Raw genomic sequence first — 16,234 nt, 5'->3', positions numbered from 1 at the left:
CAGCGTCAGCCGCACCGCTCCGGGGTGCCGAAGGGCCGGTACTCAGGTGGTGCGGACGGTCGCCGCACGAGCCAGATCCCGCAGCTCGCCGACGGCAGCATTGCCGAGCCGTGCTCCCGACAGGGCGCGATCGGCCTCGTGTGCGTAGTCGGCGATGAGGCGCTCGATTCGGTCGAGCGCGCCGGTCTCGACGATCGTCTGCTGCAGCGACGCGATCTGCCCGGCATCCAGGCCGGGATCGCCGATCAGCTCGTCGACGAGTCGGCGCGCGCCGGGAGCGAGAGCCTCGCGCGCATACGCGATGAGCACCGTGCGCTTGCCCTCTCGCAGGTCGTCGCCCGAGGGCTTGCCGGTGGCGGCCTCGTCGCCGAACACGCCCAGCACATCGTCGCGCAGCTGGAACGCCATGCCGAGCGGATGCCCGAACGCGGCGAGCGCGGCTGCCTGCGCAGCGTCCGCTCCCGCGAGCGCCGCGCCGATCGCGAGCGGCTGCTGCACGCTGTACCGGGCGGACTTGAACGAGGCCACGCGCAGCGCCCGCTCGGCGTGGCGCTCGTCGGGCTCCGTGACGAAGGCGGACTCCTCGGCGATGTCGAGGAACTGACCGAGCGTGACCTCGCGACGCATCAGGGCGTACTCCCGGCGGGCGGCCGCCGCGCGGTCGGGCGACGTCTCGGCGAGCCCCTCTTCGAGGAGGTCATCGCTCCAGGCGACGAGGAGGTCGCCGAGCAGGATCGCACCCGACCGGCCGAATGCGTCGGCATCGCCGCGCCACCCGGAGTCGCGGTGCCCCGCCTCGAGGGCACGGTGCGCCGCAGGGCGGCCGCGCCGCGTGTCCGAGTTGTCGATGACGTCGTCGTGCACGAGGGCGGCGGCGTGGAAGACCTCGAGCGCCGCGGCCGCTGCCACGACCGGGTCGGGAGCGTCGCCGGCACGGGCCGACGCTTCCTCCACAGCCCTCCACCCGGCGATGCAGAAGCGCCCGCGGAGCCGTTTGCCGCCCGTCGCCGCATCGGCCGCGGCCGAGACGAACCGCGCCGCCTCGGCGCCGGCATCCGTCAAGGACTCCTGCTGAGCCGAGATGAAGATGTCCACTCGCTGGGAAATGGCTTCGATCGGTTCTGCGGGTGCGGACACGGGCCTAGCCTAGTGAGGAACGGCACGCGTACAATCGAGCCACCGAAGTACAGAGGGGGATGCATGCCACTCTCCGAACAGGAGCAGCGCCTGCTGGACGAGATGGAACGCCATCTCATGCGCAACGACGCGGATGTCGTCAGCGCGCCCCGCGACGGACGCACCCTGAGCTATCGCAACATCGTCTACGGCACGGTCCTCGTGCTGCTGGGGCTCGGCGGTCTGATCGTCGGGGTCTCGCAGCAATTGATCGTCGTCGGTGTGATCGGCTTCGTCGTGATGCTGGGCGGAGTCCTCCTCGCCGTCACGCCGGGTCGCGGCCCCGGCAAGATACCGGCAGAGCCCAACCGGCCCGCAAAACCACATAATGCCTCCTCGTTCATGGACCGCATGAACGACCGATGGGACAAGCGGCAAGGGGAGCGCTGAGCGCCGCCGCCGGCTGAGTCCGCACGAGAAGCACCGACCTTCGGGTCGGTGCTTTTTTTGTTGCCCGGAAGCCGCGCCGAGGACCGCGGCAAGGGGGGCGCGGTGGAGCGTCCGGCGATCCGTTAGTAGCAAAGTGGAGGAGAGTGGAGTAAAGTGGCGAACAACCCGGGGGGCCGGACGAAGGGGGTGTGATGTACCGATGCTGTTGGGCACGCACACACCCAAGCTCGATGACAAAGGACGCGTCATCCTCCCGGCCAAGTTCCGCGATGACCTTGGTGGGGGTGTCGTCGTGACGCGCGGACAGGATCGCTGCCTGTACGTGTTCAGCGAGAAGGAGTTCGAACGGGTGCACGACCGCATCCGTGAGGCCCCGCTCGCGAACAAGCAGGCGCGCGACTTCCTGCGCATGTTCCTCTCGGGTGCCAGTGCCGAGAAGCCCGACAGTCAGAACCGCATCACGATCCCCCCTCCGCTGCGCGCATACGCCGGCCTGGAGCGCGACCTCGTCGTCACCGGCGTCGGCGCTCACGCCGAGATCTGGGACGCCACGGCATGGAACACCTATGCCGAGGCCAACGAAGAGACATACGCCGAGCTGGAGCAGGAGGTGATTCCGGGCCTGTTCTGACGCGCCCTGTCGCCTGGACCCCGACTCCCAGCCGCTCCCGCCCTGTCGCCACTTCCCCGGTGCCAGGTCAGAGCGGATGGGGATCAGGATCCAGGGGGCGGAGCCCGCAGAGGCCCCGACGATCATGAACCTGCGCGACATCCACACCCCGGTCATGCTCGAGCGCTGCATCGAGCTGCTCGCACCCGCCCTCCAGCACGACGGCGCCGTCTTCGTCGATGCCACGCTCGGCATGGGCGGCCACTCCGAGGCATTCCTCGAGCGCTTCCCGAACCTCCACCTCGTCGGTCTCGACCGCGACACCGACGCGCTGCGCATCGCGGGGGAGCGGCTGGCGCGCTTCGGCGATCGCATCACGCTCGTCCACACCGTCTACGACGGGATCGCGGATGCCGTCACCTCGAGCGGCTTCGCCGCGGCCGACGGCATCCTGTTCGATCTCGGGGTCTCGTCGCTGCAGCTCGATGTCGCCGATCGCGGCTTCGCGTACGCGCAGGATGCCCCGCTGGACATGCGCATGGACCAGTCGGCGGGCACGACGGCGGCCGACATCCTCGCCACCTACGGCGAGGGGGATCTCCGCCGCATCTTCGAGCGGTACGGCGAGGAGAAGCTGGCCGGCCGATATGCCCGCGCGATCATCGCGGCCCGGGCGCAGGAGCCGATCGAGCGCTCCGGCCGGCTGGTCGAGATCCTGCAGGCGGCGACGCCCGCGGCCGTGCAGCGCACGGGGCATCCCGCCAAGCGCGTGTTCCAGGCTCTGCGCATCGAGGTGAACCGCGAGCTGTCGGTGCTCGAGCGCGCCATTCCTTCGGCCCTCGGCATCCTGCCGGTCGGCGGCCGCATGGTCGTCCTGTCGTACCAGTCCCTCGAGGACCGGCTGATCAAGCGCGCCCTCGCTGAGGCATCGGCGTCCACGGCGCCGGCGGGTCTTCCCGTGGAACTCCCCGAGCACGCCCCGAGATTCCGACTGCTCGTCAAAGGTGCCGAGCTCGCCACCGACGAGGAGCGCGCGGTCAACCCGCGTGCGACGCCGGTGCGCCTCCGCGCCGCTGAGCGCGTGAGGCCCGAGCACGCGGAGGGTGCCGCATGAGCACGATCGCGAACGCCATGACAGCGGCCGGGCTCTCGGGCTCCGCCGCGCGCCGACCGGTCGGCAGTGCCGCCCCTGATCGATCGGACGCCCCGCGCCGGCGCCTGCAGGTCGTCGACGCGCCGGCCCGCCGGCGTCGACCCAAGCTCTTCTACGGGATCGTCGCCGTGATGGGGGCGTTCCTCATCGCCGCCGCGCAGATGTCGCTGTCGATCATGACGACGCAGAGCACCTACGAGCTCGCCGCTCTGTCGAAGGAGCAGCGTGACCTCACCTACGAGAAGCAGATCCTCTACGACGATGTCGCCGGGCTCAGCTCGCCCCAGTATCTGGCGGCGAACGCCGCCGCCCTCGGCATGGTGATCAACGAGGCGCCGAGCTACCTGCGGCTGAGCGACGGCGCGATCCTCGGTCCGTCCGAGGTGGCCTTGGGGTCGTCGTCGGTCGACGCGATCGGTCGCGGCGCGGTGGCGAACGCCCTCATCACCGACACGCCCCTCGTCACCGTCCCCGACGCGACCATCGACGGTGTGCCCGTCGAGATCGCCGAGACGCCGGACGGCGGAGTCGGCAACACTCCGCCGCCACTCACCAACGGACTGCCCACCCCGAGCACACACTGAACCGACGGCACCGCCGGCGGTCGACACGAGAACGCGAGACCAGAGCACGAGACGCACATGACGACACGAAGCACGAGAAGTCCCCGCCGCCGCACCGTCGTGGCCCTCGCCGTCGTCCTCGCCGTCCTCGCCGGATTCATCATCCGCCTCGTCGACATCCAGGTCGTGAACGCCGACGACCACATCAAGGACTCGCTCGACACCGCGTTCGCGGGCAAGCAGACGCTGTACGGCACCCGTGGCTCGATCGTCGACGAGACGGGGCAGACGCTGGCCGGCAGCATCCTGCGATACGACTGCCAGCTCGATCCGCTGCTCATCACGCAGACCGACGCGGATGTGCTGGAGGAGAAGTCGGAGTCGCGGCTGTGGGCCGACGTGTCGAACGACGTCGCCGAGATCACCGGGCAGACGCCCGAGGACGTTCGCGCGATCGTCGGCACCGCGCTCGCGGATGACCCGGACACCCAGTACGCCGAGCTCAAGAACGGCGTGTCGACCGAGCAGTTCCGCGCTCTGGCCGACCTGAAGATGCCCTACATCACCTGCGTCTCCCACCCGGCGCGCGCATACCCCGACGGGGCCGTGGCAGGAAACCTCGTCGGGTTCATGGGCACGGACGGCGAAGCGCTGGAAGGTCTCGAACTGTCGCAGAACGACTGCCTCGCGGCGACCGACGGCGAGCGCCTCTACGAGCGGGGCAAGGACGGCGTCGTCATCCCCGGTACCGAGACCGAGGTGCCGGCGGCTGACGGCGGCACGCTGCAGCTCACCATCAACCGTGACCTGAACTGGTACCTGCAGCAGCTGATCGCCGAGCAGACGCAGAACATGGCCGCGCAGCACGGCTCGATCCTCGTGTACGAGGTGAAGACCGGAAAGGTGCGCGCGGCGGCCGAGTATCCGACCGTCGATCCGAACAACGTGGATGCCACGGCCGCCGACGATCGCACCAGCCAGATCCTGCGCGGCACCTTCGAGCCCGGTTCGACGTTCAAGGGCCTGACCGCCGCGACCGTCATCGACGCCGGCGGGCAGACGCCCGATTCGACCGTCGTGGCATCGGGGCTGGAGAACTTCCCGAACGGAGCGCGCGTGCGCGACTCGTTCCAGCACCCGGCGTACACCTACACGCTCACCGGCGTGCTGATCGACTCGTCGAACGCCGGCATCTCGAAGTTCAGCGAGAAGGTCGACAAGAAGACGCGCTACGACTACTTCAAGCAGTTCGGGATCGGTGACGGCACCTCGAGCGGGTACCCGCTCGAGGCGAACGGCCTGATCCATCCCGTCGAGGAGTGGGGCGCTCAGACCGCCTACAACACCGCGTTCGGGCAGGGTGTCACCACCACGATGCCCGAGCTCGCCCGCGCGTACGGCGCGATCGTGAACGGCGGCGTCAAGATGCCGCTGCAGATCATCGAATCCTGCACCAAGCCCGATGGGACCGTCGTCGAGCCGGAACTGGCCGAGCCCGAGCGTGTCATCAGCGAGAGCACCTCGGCGCAGATGCGAGAGATGCTCGAGAACGTGTTCCTGCAGGCTCCGTACGCCAAGACCGTGGAGATCCCCGGGTACCGCATCGGCGGCAAGACGGGCACCGGCGAGAAGGCGGACCTGGTCAACGGCGGTTACAAGGCCGGCGTGTACTACACGACGATGGTCGGCTTCGCTCCGGCCGACGACCCGCAGTACGTGGTGGTCGTCACCCTCGACGAGCCGACGAAGGTAACATCGTCTGCGGCCAACGCGACCGCGTTCCAGAAGGCCATGACCCAGGTGCTCAAGACCTACCGCGTCATGCCCTCGACGACGTCGCCGGAGCTGCTGCCCAAGTTCGGGTAGTCTCCCCACCCGACGGAGAGTTCCCTGATGATCGCGCTCACCATCGCCCAGATCGCCCACGCCGTCTCGGGCGAGACGCACCTCGCCGACGGCGACACGCCCGACACGCTGATCGAGGGCGCCGTCGACACCGATTCTCGACTGATCGGTCCGGGTGGCGTGTTCGTCGCGAAGCCCGGCGAGGAGACGGACGGCCACCTGTTCGTCGACGCCGCCGTCGGCAACGGCGCGGCGCTCGCGATCGTCGAGCGCCGGGTCGAGGCCGGCGTCAGCCAGATCGTCGTGCCCGACGTCGTCGCCGCCCTCGCGGACCTCGCACTCGAGGTCGTCGCGCGCGTGCGGGATGCCGGTGCGCTGCGGGTGGTCGGCATCACCGGCTCGAACGGCAAGACCACCACGAAGAACCTGCTCGCCCGCATCCTCGAGGGCGAAGGCGAGACCGTCTCACCGAAGGCGTCGTTCAACAACGAGGTCGGTGCGCCGCTCACGATGCTGCGCGTCACCGAGACCACGAAGTTCCTCGTGAGCGAGTTCGGCGCGAGCGCCCCCGGCGAGATCGCGCGCCTCGCGGGTCTGGTCGACCCCGATGTCGGCGTGGTCCTCATGGTCGGCATGGCGCACGCCGGCGGCTTCGGCGGCATCGAGGCCACCTTCCACGCCAAGTCCGAGCTCGTGCGAGCGCTGAGCGCCGGGGGAGTGGCGGTGCTCAACGCCGACGACGCCCGCGTCGCCGCGATGGCGCCGATCGCCGCCGAGCAGGGCGCGTCGGTGCGCTGGTTCGGCCGCGGCGCCGCTGCCGCCGACGTGCGCGCCGACGACGTCGTGGTGACGGCATCCGGAACAACCTTCACGGTGACCGCCGACGGCGCCTCGCTGCCGGTGCGCCTGCGAGTGCTGGGCGAGCACCACGTCATGAACGCCCTCGCCGCCCTCGCCGCCGCCACGACCCTCGGGGTGTCGCTCACCGACGCGGTCACGCGGCTGGAGACGCTCGAGATCGCTGAGCGCTGGCGCATGCAGCCGCTCGGATCGGACCGCGTCCGCATCATCAACGACGCCTACAACGCCAGCCCCGACTCGATGTCGGCCGCGCTGCGCACCCTCGCGCAGATCACCGCTCCCGGCGAGCGCACCGTCGTCGTGCTCGGCGCGATGAGCGAGCTGGGCGAGTACGCCGAGGAGGAGCACGACCGGATCGGCCTTCTCGCGGTGCGGCTCGGCATCCAGCGCATCGTGATCGTCGGCGACGCCGCGCGCCGCATGTACCTCGAGGCCGTCGCGCAGGGCTCGTGGGACAACGAGGCCGTCTTCTTCTCGACCGCCGACGAGGCGTTCGCCTACCTGCAGGGCGAGCTGCGCGACGGCGACCGCGTGCTGGTGAAGTCATCGAACTCGGCCGGGCTCCGGTTCCTCGGTGATCGTCTGGGAGAATCGTTCTCGTGAGATCTCTCCTTACCGCGGCGGCGATCTCGCTGGCATTCACGCTCTTCCTCACCCCCGTCTTCTTGAGGCTCTTCCGCAAGTGGGGATGGGGTCAGGTCATCCGCACGCCTGAAGACATCCGCAACCCGAACCACCAGACGAAGCGCGGCACGCCCACGATGGGCGGCACGATCTTCATCGTCGGCACGATCATGGGCTACCTCATCGGCTGCTACGTCGGAAACAACCCTCCGACGATCTCCGGCCTGCTCGTGATCTGGATGATGGTGGGCCTCGGGGCCGTCGGCTTCATCGACGACTACATGAAGGTGCGCCAGCAGAAGTTCATGGGCCTGAGCGGCTGGCGCAAGGTCGCCGGGCAGGTCGCGGTCACGGTGCCCTTCGGCGTCGTCGCGCTCAACTTCCCGAACCAGTTCGACCAGACCCCGGCCTCGCCGTACATCTCGGTGTTCCGAGACGTGCCGGTGCTCGGCTTCATGACGCTCGGCCTCATCATCGGGTGGATCCTCTACCTCGCGTGGGTGACGTTCATCGGCGTGGCGTTCTCGAACAGCACCAACGTGACCGACGGGCTCGACGGCATGGCCGCCGGCGCCGGCATCTTCGTGATCGGCGCCTACAGCCTGATCGCGTTCTGGCAGTTCAACCAGGCGTGCTGGGGCGGTGAGGGTCTCTCCGCGGCGGCCAAGGCCGCGTGCTATCCGACCCGCGACCCGTTCGACCTCGCGATCATCTCGGCCTCGTTCGTCGGCGCGCTGGTCGGGTTCCTCTGGTGGAACGCCCCGAAGGCCAAGGTCTTCATGGGCGACGTCGGATCCATGGCCATCGGCGGCGTCATCGCCGCGATGGCGATCCTCACCCGCACCGAGCTGCTCGCCGTGCTCGTCGCGGGCGTCTTCATCATCGGCCCCGGCTCGGTGATCCTCCAGCGCCTCTACTTCAAGATCACCCGCGGTAAACGGCTGTTCCTGATGAGCCCGTTCCACCACCACCTCGAGCTGCGCGGCTGGTCCGAGGTCACGATCGTGGTGCGCATGTGGATCATCGCGGGCCTCCTCGCCGTCTCGGGTGTCGGATTCTTCTACGTCGAATGGCTCTCTCGCACATGACCTCGGAACGCCTGTCCACCCTCACCAGCTGGAACGCCGACTGGAAGGGCCTGCGGGTCGCCGTGCTCGGACTGTCGGTCACCGGCTTCTCGGTCGCCGACACGCTGGCGGAGCTGGGCGCAGAGGTGCTCGTGGTGACGGAGAAGGCCGACGAGGAGTACGCGCGCCTGCTGCCGGTCATCGGCGCGCGGCTCTGGACCGGGAGCCTCGACGCCGTGCCCGCTGAGCTCGCCGACTTCGCGCCCGAGGTCGTCATGGCGTCGCCGGGCTTCGCGCCGCGGCATCCGCTCGTCTCCTGGGCGCGTGAGAACGACATCGCGCTGTGGGGGGATGTCGAGCTCGCCTGGCGCGTGCGCGACAAGGTGGTGCGGGCCGACGGCACGCCGGCCGACTGGATCCTCGTCACCGGCACCAACGGAAAGACCACGACCACGCGCCTCGCGGCGACGATGCTCGTCGCGGGCGGCCTGAGGGCGGCGCCCGTCGGCAACATCGGCACGCCCGTGCTTGACGCCGTGCGCGATCCTTCGGGGTTCGACGCCCTGGTCGTGGAGCTGTCGAGCCACCAGCTCTGGTACCTGGGGCTGCAGGACTCGCCGGACCCGGTCTCGCCGTGGGCCGCGGTCTGCCTCAACCTCGCCGACGACCACCTCGAGTGGCACGGCTCGTTCGAGGAGTACCGGGCCGCGAAGGCGCACGTGTACGACAACACGCGCGTCGCGTGCGTCTACAACAAGGCGGATGCCGCCACCCAGCGCATGGTCGAGGACGCCGAGGTCATCGAGGGCGCGCGCGCCATCGGGTTCGACCTGGGGACACCGGGGCCCAGCGACCTCGGAGTCGTCGAGGGCATCGTCGTCGACCGCGCGTTCCTGGAGGACCGGCGCACCAGCGCGCTGGAGCTCACCACGGTGGACGAGCTCGCCTCGCTCGGCCTCGCGGCGCCGCACATCGTCTCCAACATCCTGGCCGCCGCCGCACTGGCGCGGTCACTGGATGTCGCGCCCGCCGCGATCCGCGAGGCGCTGCGGGGCTTCCGCCTGGACCCGCACCGGATCGAGGTCGTCGCGCGGCACGCCGGCGTCACCTGGGTCGACGACTCGAAGGCCACCAACCCGCACGCGGCCGCCTCATCGCTCGCGGCATACCCGGGCGCCGTGTGGGTGGTCGGCGGACTGCTCAAGGGCGTCGACATCTCCGAGCTCGTCTCGGGCCGCGGTGCGGGCGCCAAAGCCGCCATCGTGATCGGCGTCGACCGCGCGGCCGTCGTCGCCGCGTTCGAGCGACACGCCCCGGCGGTGCCGGTGTTCGAGGTCGAGGCCGATGAGACTGAAGGGGTCATGGCGCAGGTCGTCGAACTGGCGGCAGGGGTGGCGCGTGACGGGGACGTGGTTCTGCTCGCTCCCGCTGCGGCGTCCTTCGACCAGTTCGCGTCGTACGCGGACCGCGGGCGGCGATTCGCCGCAGCGGTGAGGGAGCGGATCGGAACGGGGGACCCGGGTGACCACGACACAACCGCCGCGGGCCCGGCAGACCCCGACTCCGCCTGAACCACCGGCCCGCCGCGGACTCGCCGCGCGCGTGTCGCTGGGCCGGGTGTTCGCGCCCGTGCCGAGCGAGTTCCTGCTCATCGCCTCGACGGCGCTCCTGCTCACGGTCTTCGGGCTCGTCATGGTGCTGTCGGCGACGTCCGCCACCGCCACGGCAGCCGGCGAGGCGCCGTGGGAGATGGTGATCAAGCAGGTCGTCTTCGCCGTGATCGGCATCCCGCTGATGTTCATCGCGAGCCGTCTGCCCGTCGCATTCTGGAAGAAGATGGCCTGGCCGGCGCTCATCTTCGGTGTCGCGTTCCAGCTGCTGGTGTTCACGCCCCTCGGCCACGGTGCCGACGGCAACCGCAACTGGATCACGATCGCCGGCTTCCAGGCGCAGCCGTCGGAGTTCCTCAAGCTGGGGCTCGCGCTCTGGGTCGCCTACGTGCTGTTCCGCAAGCGGTCGCTGCTGACGAAGTGGCAGCACGTGTTCATCCCGCTCGTCCCGGTGGCAGGGCTGGCGATCGCGACAGTCCTCGCCGGCGACGACCTCGGCACGGCGATGATCCTCGTGCTCATCGTGCTCGGCGCCCTGTTCTTCTCGGGCGTGAAGCTGCGCATCTTCGTCCTCCCCGCGATCGGCGCGGCGGCGGCGGTGGCGTACCTCGCCGTCACCAGCCCCGACCGCATGCGGCGGTTCATGAGCTTCCTCAACCCGAACTGTCTCGACGACTACTTCAACGACTGCTACCAGCCGCTGCACGGCATCTGGGGCCTCGCGAGCGGAGGCATCTTCGGGCTGGGGCTCGGAAACTCGCGCGAGAAGTACGACTGGCTCCCCGCCGCGGCGAACGACTACATCTTCGCCATCGTCGGCGAAGAGCTCGGGCTCATCGGGTGCGCGGTCGTGCTCAGTCTCTTCGCCCTCTTCGCGGTCGGCGCCTTCCACGTCATCCGCAAGACCGACGACGCCTTCGTACGGATCGCCGCCGGTGGCATCACGGTGTGGATCGTCGGACAGGCGCTCATCAACGTCGGCGTCGTGCTGCGCGTCTTCCCGGTGCTCGGCGTGCCGCTGCCGTTCATGTCGCAGGGCGGCACGTCGCTGCTGTCGGTGCTGATCGCCTCCGGCGTGCTGCTGGCGTTCGCGCGCTCGCTCCCGGCATCCATCGCCCGTCGTGAAGCCGCGATCGCCTCGGCCCGCGCGGCGCGCGAGCGGGCGAAACTGCGCACCGTCCGCTGAGCCGAGGCTGAGCCGAGGCTGAGCGGGGCTGAGCCGAAGCGTCCCGTTCCGCGCCGTCAGCTGTTCTGCGGTTCCCGGGTTTGGGGCGCGGCGCGAGCGTTCGGGGCGCGCGGCGTGCGCCCCGAACGTCCGCCGTGCGCCCCAAACCCGATACAGGTCGGCCGGGTAGGCTCGGGGAGTGACGACGTACCTCCTGGCCGGCGGCGGCACCGCCGGACATGTCAACCCGCTCCTGGCGGTCGCCGATGCGCTGCGCGCCCGCGATCCGGAGGCCGTGGTGCTCGTGCTCGGCACTCGAGAGGGGCTCGAGGCCCGGCTCGTGCCCGAGCGCGGCTACGAGCTGCTGTTCGTCGACAAGGTGCCGTTCCCGCGCCGCCCCGACAAGGCCGCCGCCGCCTTCCCGGCGCGCTTCCCGCGCGCGATCGCACAGGTGCGTGCCCACATCTCCGAGCGCCACGTCGATGTCGTCGTCGGCTTCGGCGGCTACGCCTCAGCCCCCGCCTACGTGGCAGCCCGCCGTGAGCGTTTGCCGTTCGTCGTCCACGAGGCGAACGCGCGCCCAGGCCTGGCGAACGTCCTGGGCGCCCGTCGGGCCGCGGGTGTCGGCGTCGCCTTCGAAGGCACCCCGCTGAAACGGTCGCGGGTCGTCGGGATGCCGCTGCGCCGCGAGATCGTCACCCTCGACCGCGATGCACTCCGCGCCGAGGCGGCCGCGCACTTCGGTCTCGATCCCGCGAAGCCGGTGCTCCTGGTGTTCGGCGGATCGCTCGGCGCGCAGCGCCTGAACGCCGCGTTCGGCGAGGGGCACGGCGCCGCGTGGCGCGACGTGCTCGACGCCGGCTGGCAGCTGCTGCACATCACGGGGGAGCGGTCCGAGCTGGTCGATCCCGGGGTCGCCGGCTACGCGCTGCGCCGTTACGTCGACCGCATGGACCTCGCGTTCGCGCTCGCGGACCTCATCGTGTCCCGCTCCGGCGCCGCGACCGTCAGCGAGATCAGCGCGCTCGGCATCCCGACGGTCTACGTGCCGTACGCCGTGGGCAACGGCGAGCAGGCTCTGAACGCCTCGTCCGCCGTCCGCGCCGGCGCGGCTCTGCTGATCTCGGATGCCGACTTCACGGGCGATCGCGTGCGCTCGGAGGTCGTTCCGCTCCTGGCCGACGATGCCCGGCGCACGGTGATGGCGGCGGCTGCGGCATCCGTCGGCACGCGCACCGGAACCGAGAACGTCGTCGCGATGATCGACGATGCGCTGCGGGCTTCACGACGCGGGTGACGCCTCTCCGCCGCGCAGCGCGGCGGTGACGATCGCGAGCGCCTCGTCGGCGTCGAGGCGGAGGTCGCGCACCTGTGCGGCGAATGCGGCGGCGGCGCGCTGAAGCTGCTGCCGCGCAGGGTCGGCGTCGAAGGCGACGAACGTGCCGTTGCGGCCACGGGTCTCGATCATGCCGGATGCCTCGAGCTCGCGGTACGCGCGCGCGACTGTGCCGGGCGCGACGCCCAGATCCTCGGCGAGGCGGCGCACGGTGGGCAGTCGCTCCCCAGGACCGAGCTCGCCCGAAGCCACGGCGTCGACGAGGCCGGATCGCAGCTGCTCGAACGGCGGGACGGGGGAGGACGGGTCGATGACGATCATGCGGGACCTCCCACGACGGCGGGGCGGCGCAGCCACTCCGGATAGAGGTCGGCGCGGAGGCGCCGACCAGTGCTCGGATAGATGAATGTGAGGGCGATGAGCCCCCACGTGGGCACCTGACTCGCGAACGTGCTGAACAGCCCGTCTGCCCCCAGCCACAGGGCACCCAGCGCAAGTGCGCACGCCAACCAGGCGGACAGCGCCGCCGAAAGTCGAAGCGCGCTGAGCGCCGTGGTGCGGAAGGCATCGTCCCATGCGAGTTCAAGCGTGTCCGTGGCGGGCTGCGGCTGCGCCAGCACGAGTCGCTCCACAGGAGGCAACGCGACGAACACGACGACGGTGACGACCAGGGCGAAGAGCGCAGCGGCAGCGAACGCATCGTCGACGCGGGAGGGCTGGCGGACCCATTGCAGGGCGAGCGCTGTGAACGCGAGCACCGCGGCGGCGGCGAGGACCCAGGGGAGCACGAGCCTGAAGCGGTCGAGATAGTCGACCGCGCTGAGCGCACGGGCGCGGGCGACTCGCGGTGCGTCCGGTGCGGGCCGGAACAATCGCTCCCGGACGTTGACGACGGCCGAGGCGAACCCGGTCGCCACGAGCAACGGGATGACGACGATGATCGGAAACGCCGGGTTGGCGGCAACCGGAGTGAGCAGCAGCGGCGAGAGGATCACGGTCGTCGCCAGCATCGTGACGGCGGTCGTGAGGCTGCTGACGCGACTACGCCGGGCGACCGAGTCCCGCGTCGTCGTACTTCCAAACGGAAGGCGCACGCGCATGGAGAATCGGTCCGCGCGCGCGTAGGCGGACGTCTTCGACGACATCGCGACGACGAGTCCGACGCACAGCATCAGCATCACGAGGAGGAACGCTCCGTTGAGGGTGCGTGCGAGCTCTGGATCGATGTTCACACCTTCTTTGTACGCGTTCTGTATCAATGTGTCAACACAAAAGATGCCAGGGCTGAGGGTGGTCCAGCGCGCCGGAGCCGCGGTCACCGCCGCCCAACTTAGGATTGACGGGCCATGATCAGACCCGATCTCAGTCTTCCCATCCCCGACGACATCGCCGCCGCCCACTTCATCGGAATCGGCGGATCCGGCATGTCGGGGCTCGCCCGCATGTTCCTGGAGCGCGGCATCCGCGTGTCGGGGTCCGATCGCGCCGATAGCAAGGGGCTTCGCGAACTCGCCGAGCTCGGGGCGACGGTCTACGTCGGCCACGACGCATCGAACCTCGCCGACGACGTCGACACGGTCGTGCACACCGGTGCGATCTGGCCGGAGAACCCCGAGTTCGTGCTGGCCAAGGAGCGCGGCCTGCACGTGATCCACCGTTCGCAGGCGCTGTACTGGCTCATCGGCGGGCGCCGGCTCGTGTCGGTCGCCGGTGCGCACGGCAAGACGACGTCGACGGGCATGATCGTGACGGCGCTGCGCGACCTGGATGTCGACCCCACGTTCGTCAACGGCGGGGTGATCGCGCAGCTCGGCGTCTCGAGCGGCAGCGGCCGCGACGACCTCTTCGTCATCGAGGCCGACGAGTCCGACGGCACGTTCCTGCTCTACGACACGTCGATCGCCCTCATCACGAACGTCGACCCCGACCACCTCGATCACTGGGGCACTCGCGACGCGTTCTATGCGGCATTCGCCCGGTTCGCGAACGAGGCGCGCGAGGCGGTCGTGATCTCGTCCGATGACGCCGGTGCCCGACTCGTGGCCGCGCAGCTCACCCATCCGCACGTCGTCACCTTCGGCGAGGCCGCGGATGCGACCGTTCGGGTGAGCGACATCGTCACCGAAGGCCCGGTCGCCTTCCGCATCAGCCACGGCGGGGCCTCCGTGGACGCGCAGCTGCCGATCCCCGGCGCGCACAACGCGATCAACGCCGCAGGAGCCGTGGCCGTGCTCCTGACGCTCGGCCACGAGCTCGAGCCGGCGGTGCGCGCCGTCGAAGACTTCGCGGGCACGGTGCGGCGCTTCGAGCTGCACGGCGTCGAGCGCGGAGTGAGCGTCTTCGACGACTACGCCCACCACCCGACCGAGGTCGCGGCTGCCCTGGCGGCGGCCCGCACCGTCGTCGGCGACGGGCGCATCATCGCCATCCAGCAGCCCCACACATACTCCCGCACGAAGGACATGTACCAGGAGTTCGCCGACGTGCTCGAGCGCTACGCCGACCACACGGTCATGCTCGACGTGTACGGCGCCCGCGAGGATCCCGTTCCGGGAGTCACCGGCGAGCTCGTGAGCGACGCCTTCGCCGACCCGTCCCACGTGCACTTCGTGCCCGACTGGCAGGAGGCCGCCGACTACACGGCGTCGGTCGCCCGCGACGGCGACTACGTCATCACGCTCGGCTGCGGCAACGTGAACCTCATCATCCCGCAGGTCCTCGAGTCGCTCGCCCGCCCGGGCAGCGGCACGACGAGTCACGAGCCCACGAGCACGACGGAGTAGGACCCATGCGCCGTCCGTCGCCGTTGCCGCAGTCGCCGGTCGCCTCGCGCGGCGCGGCGGATGCTGCCGCGCCGTCGCAGCGCGCGCCGCGGCGAGGCACGGCGACGTCGGTCGTCACGGAACCCGCCGAGTCCGTCGAAGCGCCGCTGACGGAGAACGACGACACCACGGCCCCGGTCATCCCGCTCGCGCTTCCCACGGATCCTCCCGCGCCCGCCTCCGCTGCGGAGGCCGCAAGCGCCGGGACGGATGCCGGCGACGTCGGCTTCCGCGAGGTCTGGAAGGCGTCGCGGGCCCGGCGCAAGGCGCTGCGCGCCGAGATCCGCCGCTTCACTGTGCGGCAGCGACGCAGGCGAGCGATCTGGCTCGGAGCGGCGGCATCCATCCTCCTGCTCGCGCTGGGCACGCTCGGCGCCGCGTACAGCCCGCTGTTCGGCGTGGAGAAGATCTCGGTGGTGGGTGCGCAGCAGGTCTCGGCGGATGCCGTCTCGGATGCGCTGGCGGGACAGCTCGGCACCCCGCTGCCCCTGATCGACGAGAGTGCGGTCAAGGCGGAGCTCGTCGCCTTCCCGCTCATCGAGACCTACGCGCTCGAGGCCCGGCCGCCGCACGAGCTGGTGGTGCGCATCGTGGAGCGCACGCCGATCGGCCTCATCGAGACCCGCGCCGGCTACACGCTCGTAGATGCGGCGGGCGTGGCCCTGTCGACCACCGGCACGCCCAGCCCGGGGACGCCGCTGCTCACGATCACCGGCGGCGTCGATTCCGATGCCTTCGCGGCCGCCGGCCAGGTGATGCGGTCGCTGCCCGAAGACATCCGGGCCCAGGTGACCGAGGTGGCCGCCTCGACGCCCGACGATGTCACACTCACGCTCGGCGGGTCGAACGCGCAGGTGGTGTGGGGGAGCGCGGACCAGTCCGCCAGGAAGGCGATGGTGCTGGCGACCGCCATGGCGGCGCGTCCGCCCGCGGACGTCGTCAGCTACGACGTGTCCTCGCCCGACGCGATCGTCATCCGCTGACCGCAAGCCTTCCGCCACGGCTTACGGCA

General features: G+C 70.3%; 15 protein-coding genes. 12 read left to right on the top strand and 3 right to left on the bottom strand.

Features of this window, described 5'->3' with window-relative positions; genetic code table 11:
• Positions 1-42: 42 nt before the first annotated feature.
• Positions 43-1,137, bottom strand: coding sequence for a polyprenyl synthetase family protein (locus tag MRBLWS13_RS03995; protein ID WP_349427749.1), 1,095 nt, complete (start codon positions 1,135-1,137; stop codon positions 43-45).
• Positions 1,138-1,200: 63 nt separating this feature from the next.
• Between MRBLWS13_RS03995 and MRBLWS13_RS03990 the strand changes: the two genes are divergently transcribed.
• From MRBLWS13_RS03990 to MRBLWS13_RS03945, 10 genes are all read left to right on the top strand, one after another.
• Entirely contained in the window at positions 1,201-1,566 is a 366-nt protein-coding gene (locus MRBLWS13_RS03990; RefSeq protein ID WP_349427748.1) for a DUF3040 domain-containing protein, read from the top strand.
• A gap of 199 nt (positions 1,567-1,765) precedes the next feature.
• A complete protein-coding gene (mraZ, locus tag MRBLWS13_RS03985) occupies positions 1,766-2,197 on the top strand; it encodes a division/cell wall cluster transcriptional repressor MraZ (protein ID WP_163620259.1) in 432 nt (143 codons plus the stop codon).
• Between the two features lie 124 nt (positions 2,198-2,321).
• Positions 2,322-3,290 (top strand): 16S rRNA (cytosine(1402)-N(4))-methyltransferase RsmH, encoded by a 969-nt coding sequence (gene rsmH / locus MRBLWS13_RS03980; RefSeq protein ID WP_349428978.1) that lies wholly within the window; start codon positions 2,322-2,324, stop codon positions 3,288-3,290.
• Positions 3,287-3,913: a hypothetical protein gene (locus MRBLWS13_RS03975; protein ID WP_349427747.1), complete on the top strand. Its 627-nt coding sequence runs from the start codon at positions 3,287-3,289 to the stop codon at positions 3,911-3,913. The genes rsmH and MRBLWS13_RS03975 overlap by 4 nt, the downstream gene beginning before the upstream one ends.
• Positions 3,914-3,970: 57 nt before the next feature.
• Positions 3,971-5,758: a penicillin-binding protein 2 gene (locus MRBLWS13_RS03970; protein ID WP_349427746.1), complete on the top strand. Its 1,788-nt coding sequence runs from the start codon at positions 3,971-3,973 to the stop codon at positions 5,756-5,758.
• Between the two features lie 27 nt (positions 5,759-5,785).
• Positions 5,786-7,201, top strand: a complete 1,416-nt coding sequence (gene murF / locus MRBLWS13_RS03965; RefSeq protein ID WP_349427745.1) for a UDP-N-acetylmuramoyl-tripeptide--D-alanyl-D-alanine ligase — start codon at positions 5,786-5,788, stop codon at positions 7,199-7,201.
• The gene (mraY, locus tag MRBLWS13_RS03960; RefSeq protein WP_349427744.1) at positions 7,198-8,310 is read left to right on the top strand and encodes a phospho-N-acetylmuramoyl-pentapeptide-transferase; all 1,113 of its coding nucleotides are present in this window, start codon (positions 7,198-7,200) and stop codon (positions 8,308-8,310) included. Before murF ends, mraY begins: the two co-directional genes overlap by 4 nt.
• Positions 8,307-9,860, top strand: coding sequence for a UDP-N-acetylmuramoyl-L-alanine--D-glutamate ligase (gene murD / locus MRBLWS13_RS03955; protein ID WP_349427743.1), 1,554 nt, complete (start codon positions 8,307-8,309; stop codon positions 9,858-9,860). The genes mraY and murD overlap by 4 nt, the downstream gene beginning before the upstream one ends.
• The gene (gene ftsW / locus MRBLWS13_RS03950) at positions 9,811-11,085 is read left to right on the top strand and encodes a putative lipid II flippase FtsW (protein WP_349427742.1); all 1,275 of its coding nucleotides are present in this window, start codon (positions 9,811-9,813) and stop codon (positions 11,083-11,085) included. The genes murD and ftsW overlap by 50 nt, the downstream gene beginning before the upstream one ends.
• A gap of 178 nt (positions 11,086-11,263) precedes the next feature.
• The gene (locus tag MRBLWS13_RS03945) at positions 11,264-12,361 is read left to right on the top strand and encodes a UDP-N-acetylglucosamine--N-acetylmuramyl-(pentapeptide) pyrophosphoryl-undecaprenol N-acetylglucosamine transferase (RefSeq protein WP_349427741.1); all 1,098 of its coding nucleotides are present in this window, start codon (positions 11,264-11,266) and stop codon (positions 12,359-12,361) included.
• Here the strand turns inward: MRBLWS13_RS03945 and MRBLWS13_RS03940 are convergent.
• Both MRBLWS13_RS03940 and MRBLWS13_RS03935 read right to left on the bottom strand, forming a co-directional pair.
• The gene (locus tag MRBLWS13_RS03940; RefSeq protein ID WP_349427740.1) at positions 12,347-12,721 is read right to left on the bottom strand and encodes a GntR family transcriptional regulator; all 375 of its coding nucleotides are present in this window, start codon (positions 12,719-12,721) and stop codon (positions 12,347-12,349) included. The two genes, MRBLWS13_RS03945 and MRBLWS13_RS03940, sit on opposite strands and share 15 nt — an antisense overlap.
• The gene (locus MRBLWS13_RS03935; RefSeq protein ID WP_349427739.1) at positions 12,718-13,632 is read right to left on the bottom strand and encodes a hypothetical protein; all 915 of its coding nucleotides are present in this window, start codon (positions 13,630-13,632) and stop codon (positions 12,718-12,720) included. Before MRBLWS13_RS03935 ends, MRBLWS13_RS03940 begins: the two co-directional genes overlap by 4 nt.
• A 114-nt stretch (positions 13,633-13,746) precedes the next feature.
• On the opposite strand from MRBLWS13_RS03935, the gene murC reads away from it, so the two are divergent.
• Together murC and MRBLWS13_RS03925 are read left to right on the top strand one after the other, a co-directional pair.
• Positions 13,747-15,183 carry a UDP-N-acetylmuramate--L-alanine ligase gene (gene murC, locus MRBLWS13_RS03930; RefSeq protein WP_349427738.1) on the top strand — a complete coding sequence of 479 codons (1,437 nt, stop codon included), beginning with the start codon at positions 13,747-13,749 and terminating at the stop codon, positions 15,181-15,183.
• 5 nt (positions 15,184-15,188) lie between these two features.
• Positions 15,189-16,205, top strand: coding sequence for an FtsQ-type POTRA domain-containing protein (locus MRBLWS13_RS03925; RefSeq protein WP_349427737.1), 1,017 nt, complete (start codon positions 15,189-15,191; stop codon positions 16,203-16,205).
• Positions 16,206-16,234 lie beyond the last annotated feature (29 nt).

Source organism: Microbacterium sp. LWS13-1.2, from assembly GCF_040144835.1.
In the GTDB taxonomy this organism is placed as follows: domain Bacteria; phylum Actinomycetota; class Actinomycetes; order Actinomycetales; family Microbacteriaceae; genus Microbacterium.
Note: the sequence above shows the minus strand (reverse complement) of the source record. Positions and strands in the feature narration are given on the sequence as shown.

Excerpts from the sequence above, each read along its gene's own strand:
- MRBLWS13_RS03990 (WP_349427748.1), top strand. The coding sequence starts at position 1,201 with ATGCCACTCTCCGAACAGGAGCAGCGCCTGCTGGACGAGATGGAACGC.
- mraZ (WP_163620259.1), top strand. The coding sequence starts at position 1,766 with ATGCTGTTGGGCACGCACACACCCAAGCTCGATGACAAAGGACGCGTC.
- rsmH (WP_349428978.1), top strand. The coding sequence starts at position 2,322 with ATGAACCTGCGCGACATCCACACCCCGGTCATGCTCGAGCGCTGCATC.
- MRBLWS13_RS03975 (WP_349427747.1), top strand. The coding sequence starts at position 3,287 with ATGAGCACGATCGCGAACGCCATGACAGCGGCCGGGCTCTCGGGCTCC.
- MRBLWS13_RS03970 (WP_349427746.1), top strand. The coding sequence starts at position 3,971 with ATGACGACACGAAGCACGAGAAGTCCCCGCCGCCGCACCGTCGTGGCC.
- murF (WP_349427745.1), top strand. The coding sequence starts at position 5,786 with ATGATCGCGCTCACCATCGCCCAGATCGCCCACGCCGTCTCGGGCGAG.
- murD (WP_349427743.1), top strand. The coding sequence starts at position 8,307 with ATGACCTCGGAACGCCTGTCCACCCTCACCAGCTGGAACGCCGACTGG.
- MRBLWS13_RS03940 (WP_349427740.1), bottom strand. The coding sequence starts at position 12,721 with ATGATCGTCATCGACCCGTCCTCCCCCGTCCCGCCGTTCGAGCAGCTG.
- murC (WP_349427738.1), top strand. The coding sequence starts at position 13,747 with ATGATCAGACCCGATCTCAGTCTTCCCATCCCCGACGACATCGCCGCC.
- MRBLWS13_RS03925 (WP_349427737.1), top strand. The coding sequence starts at position 15,189 with ATGCGCCGTCCGTCGCCGTTGCCGCAGTCGCCGGTCGCCTCGCGCGGC.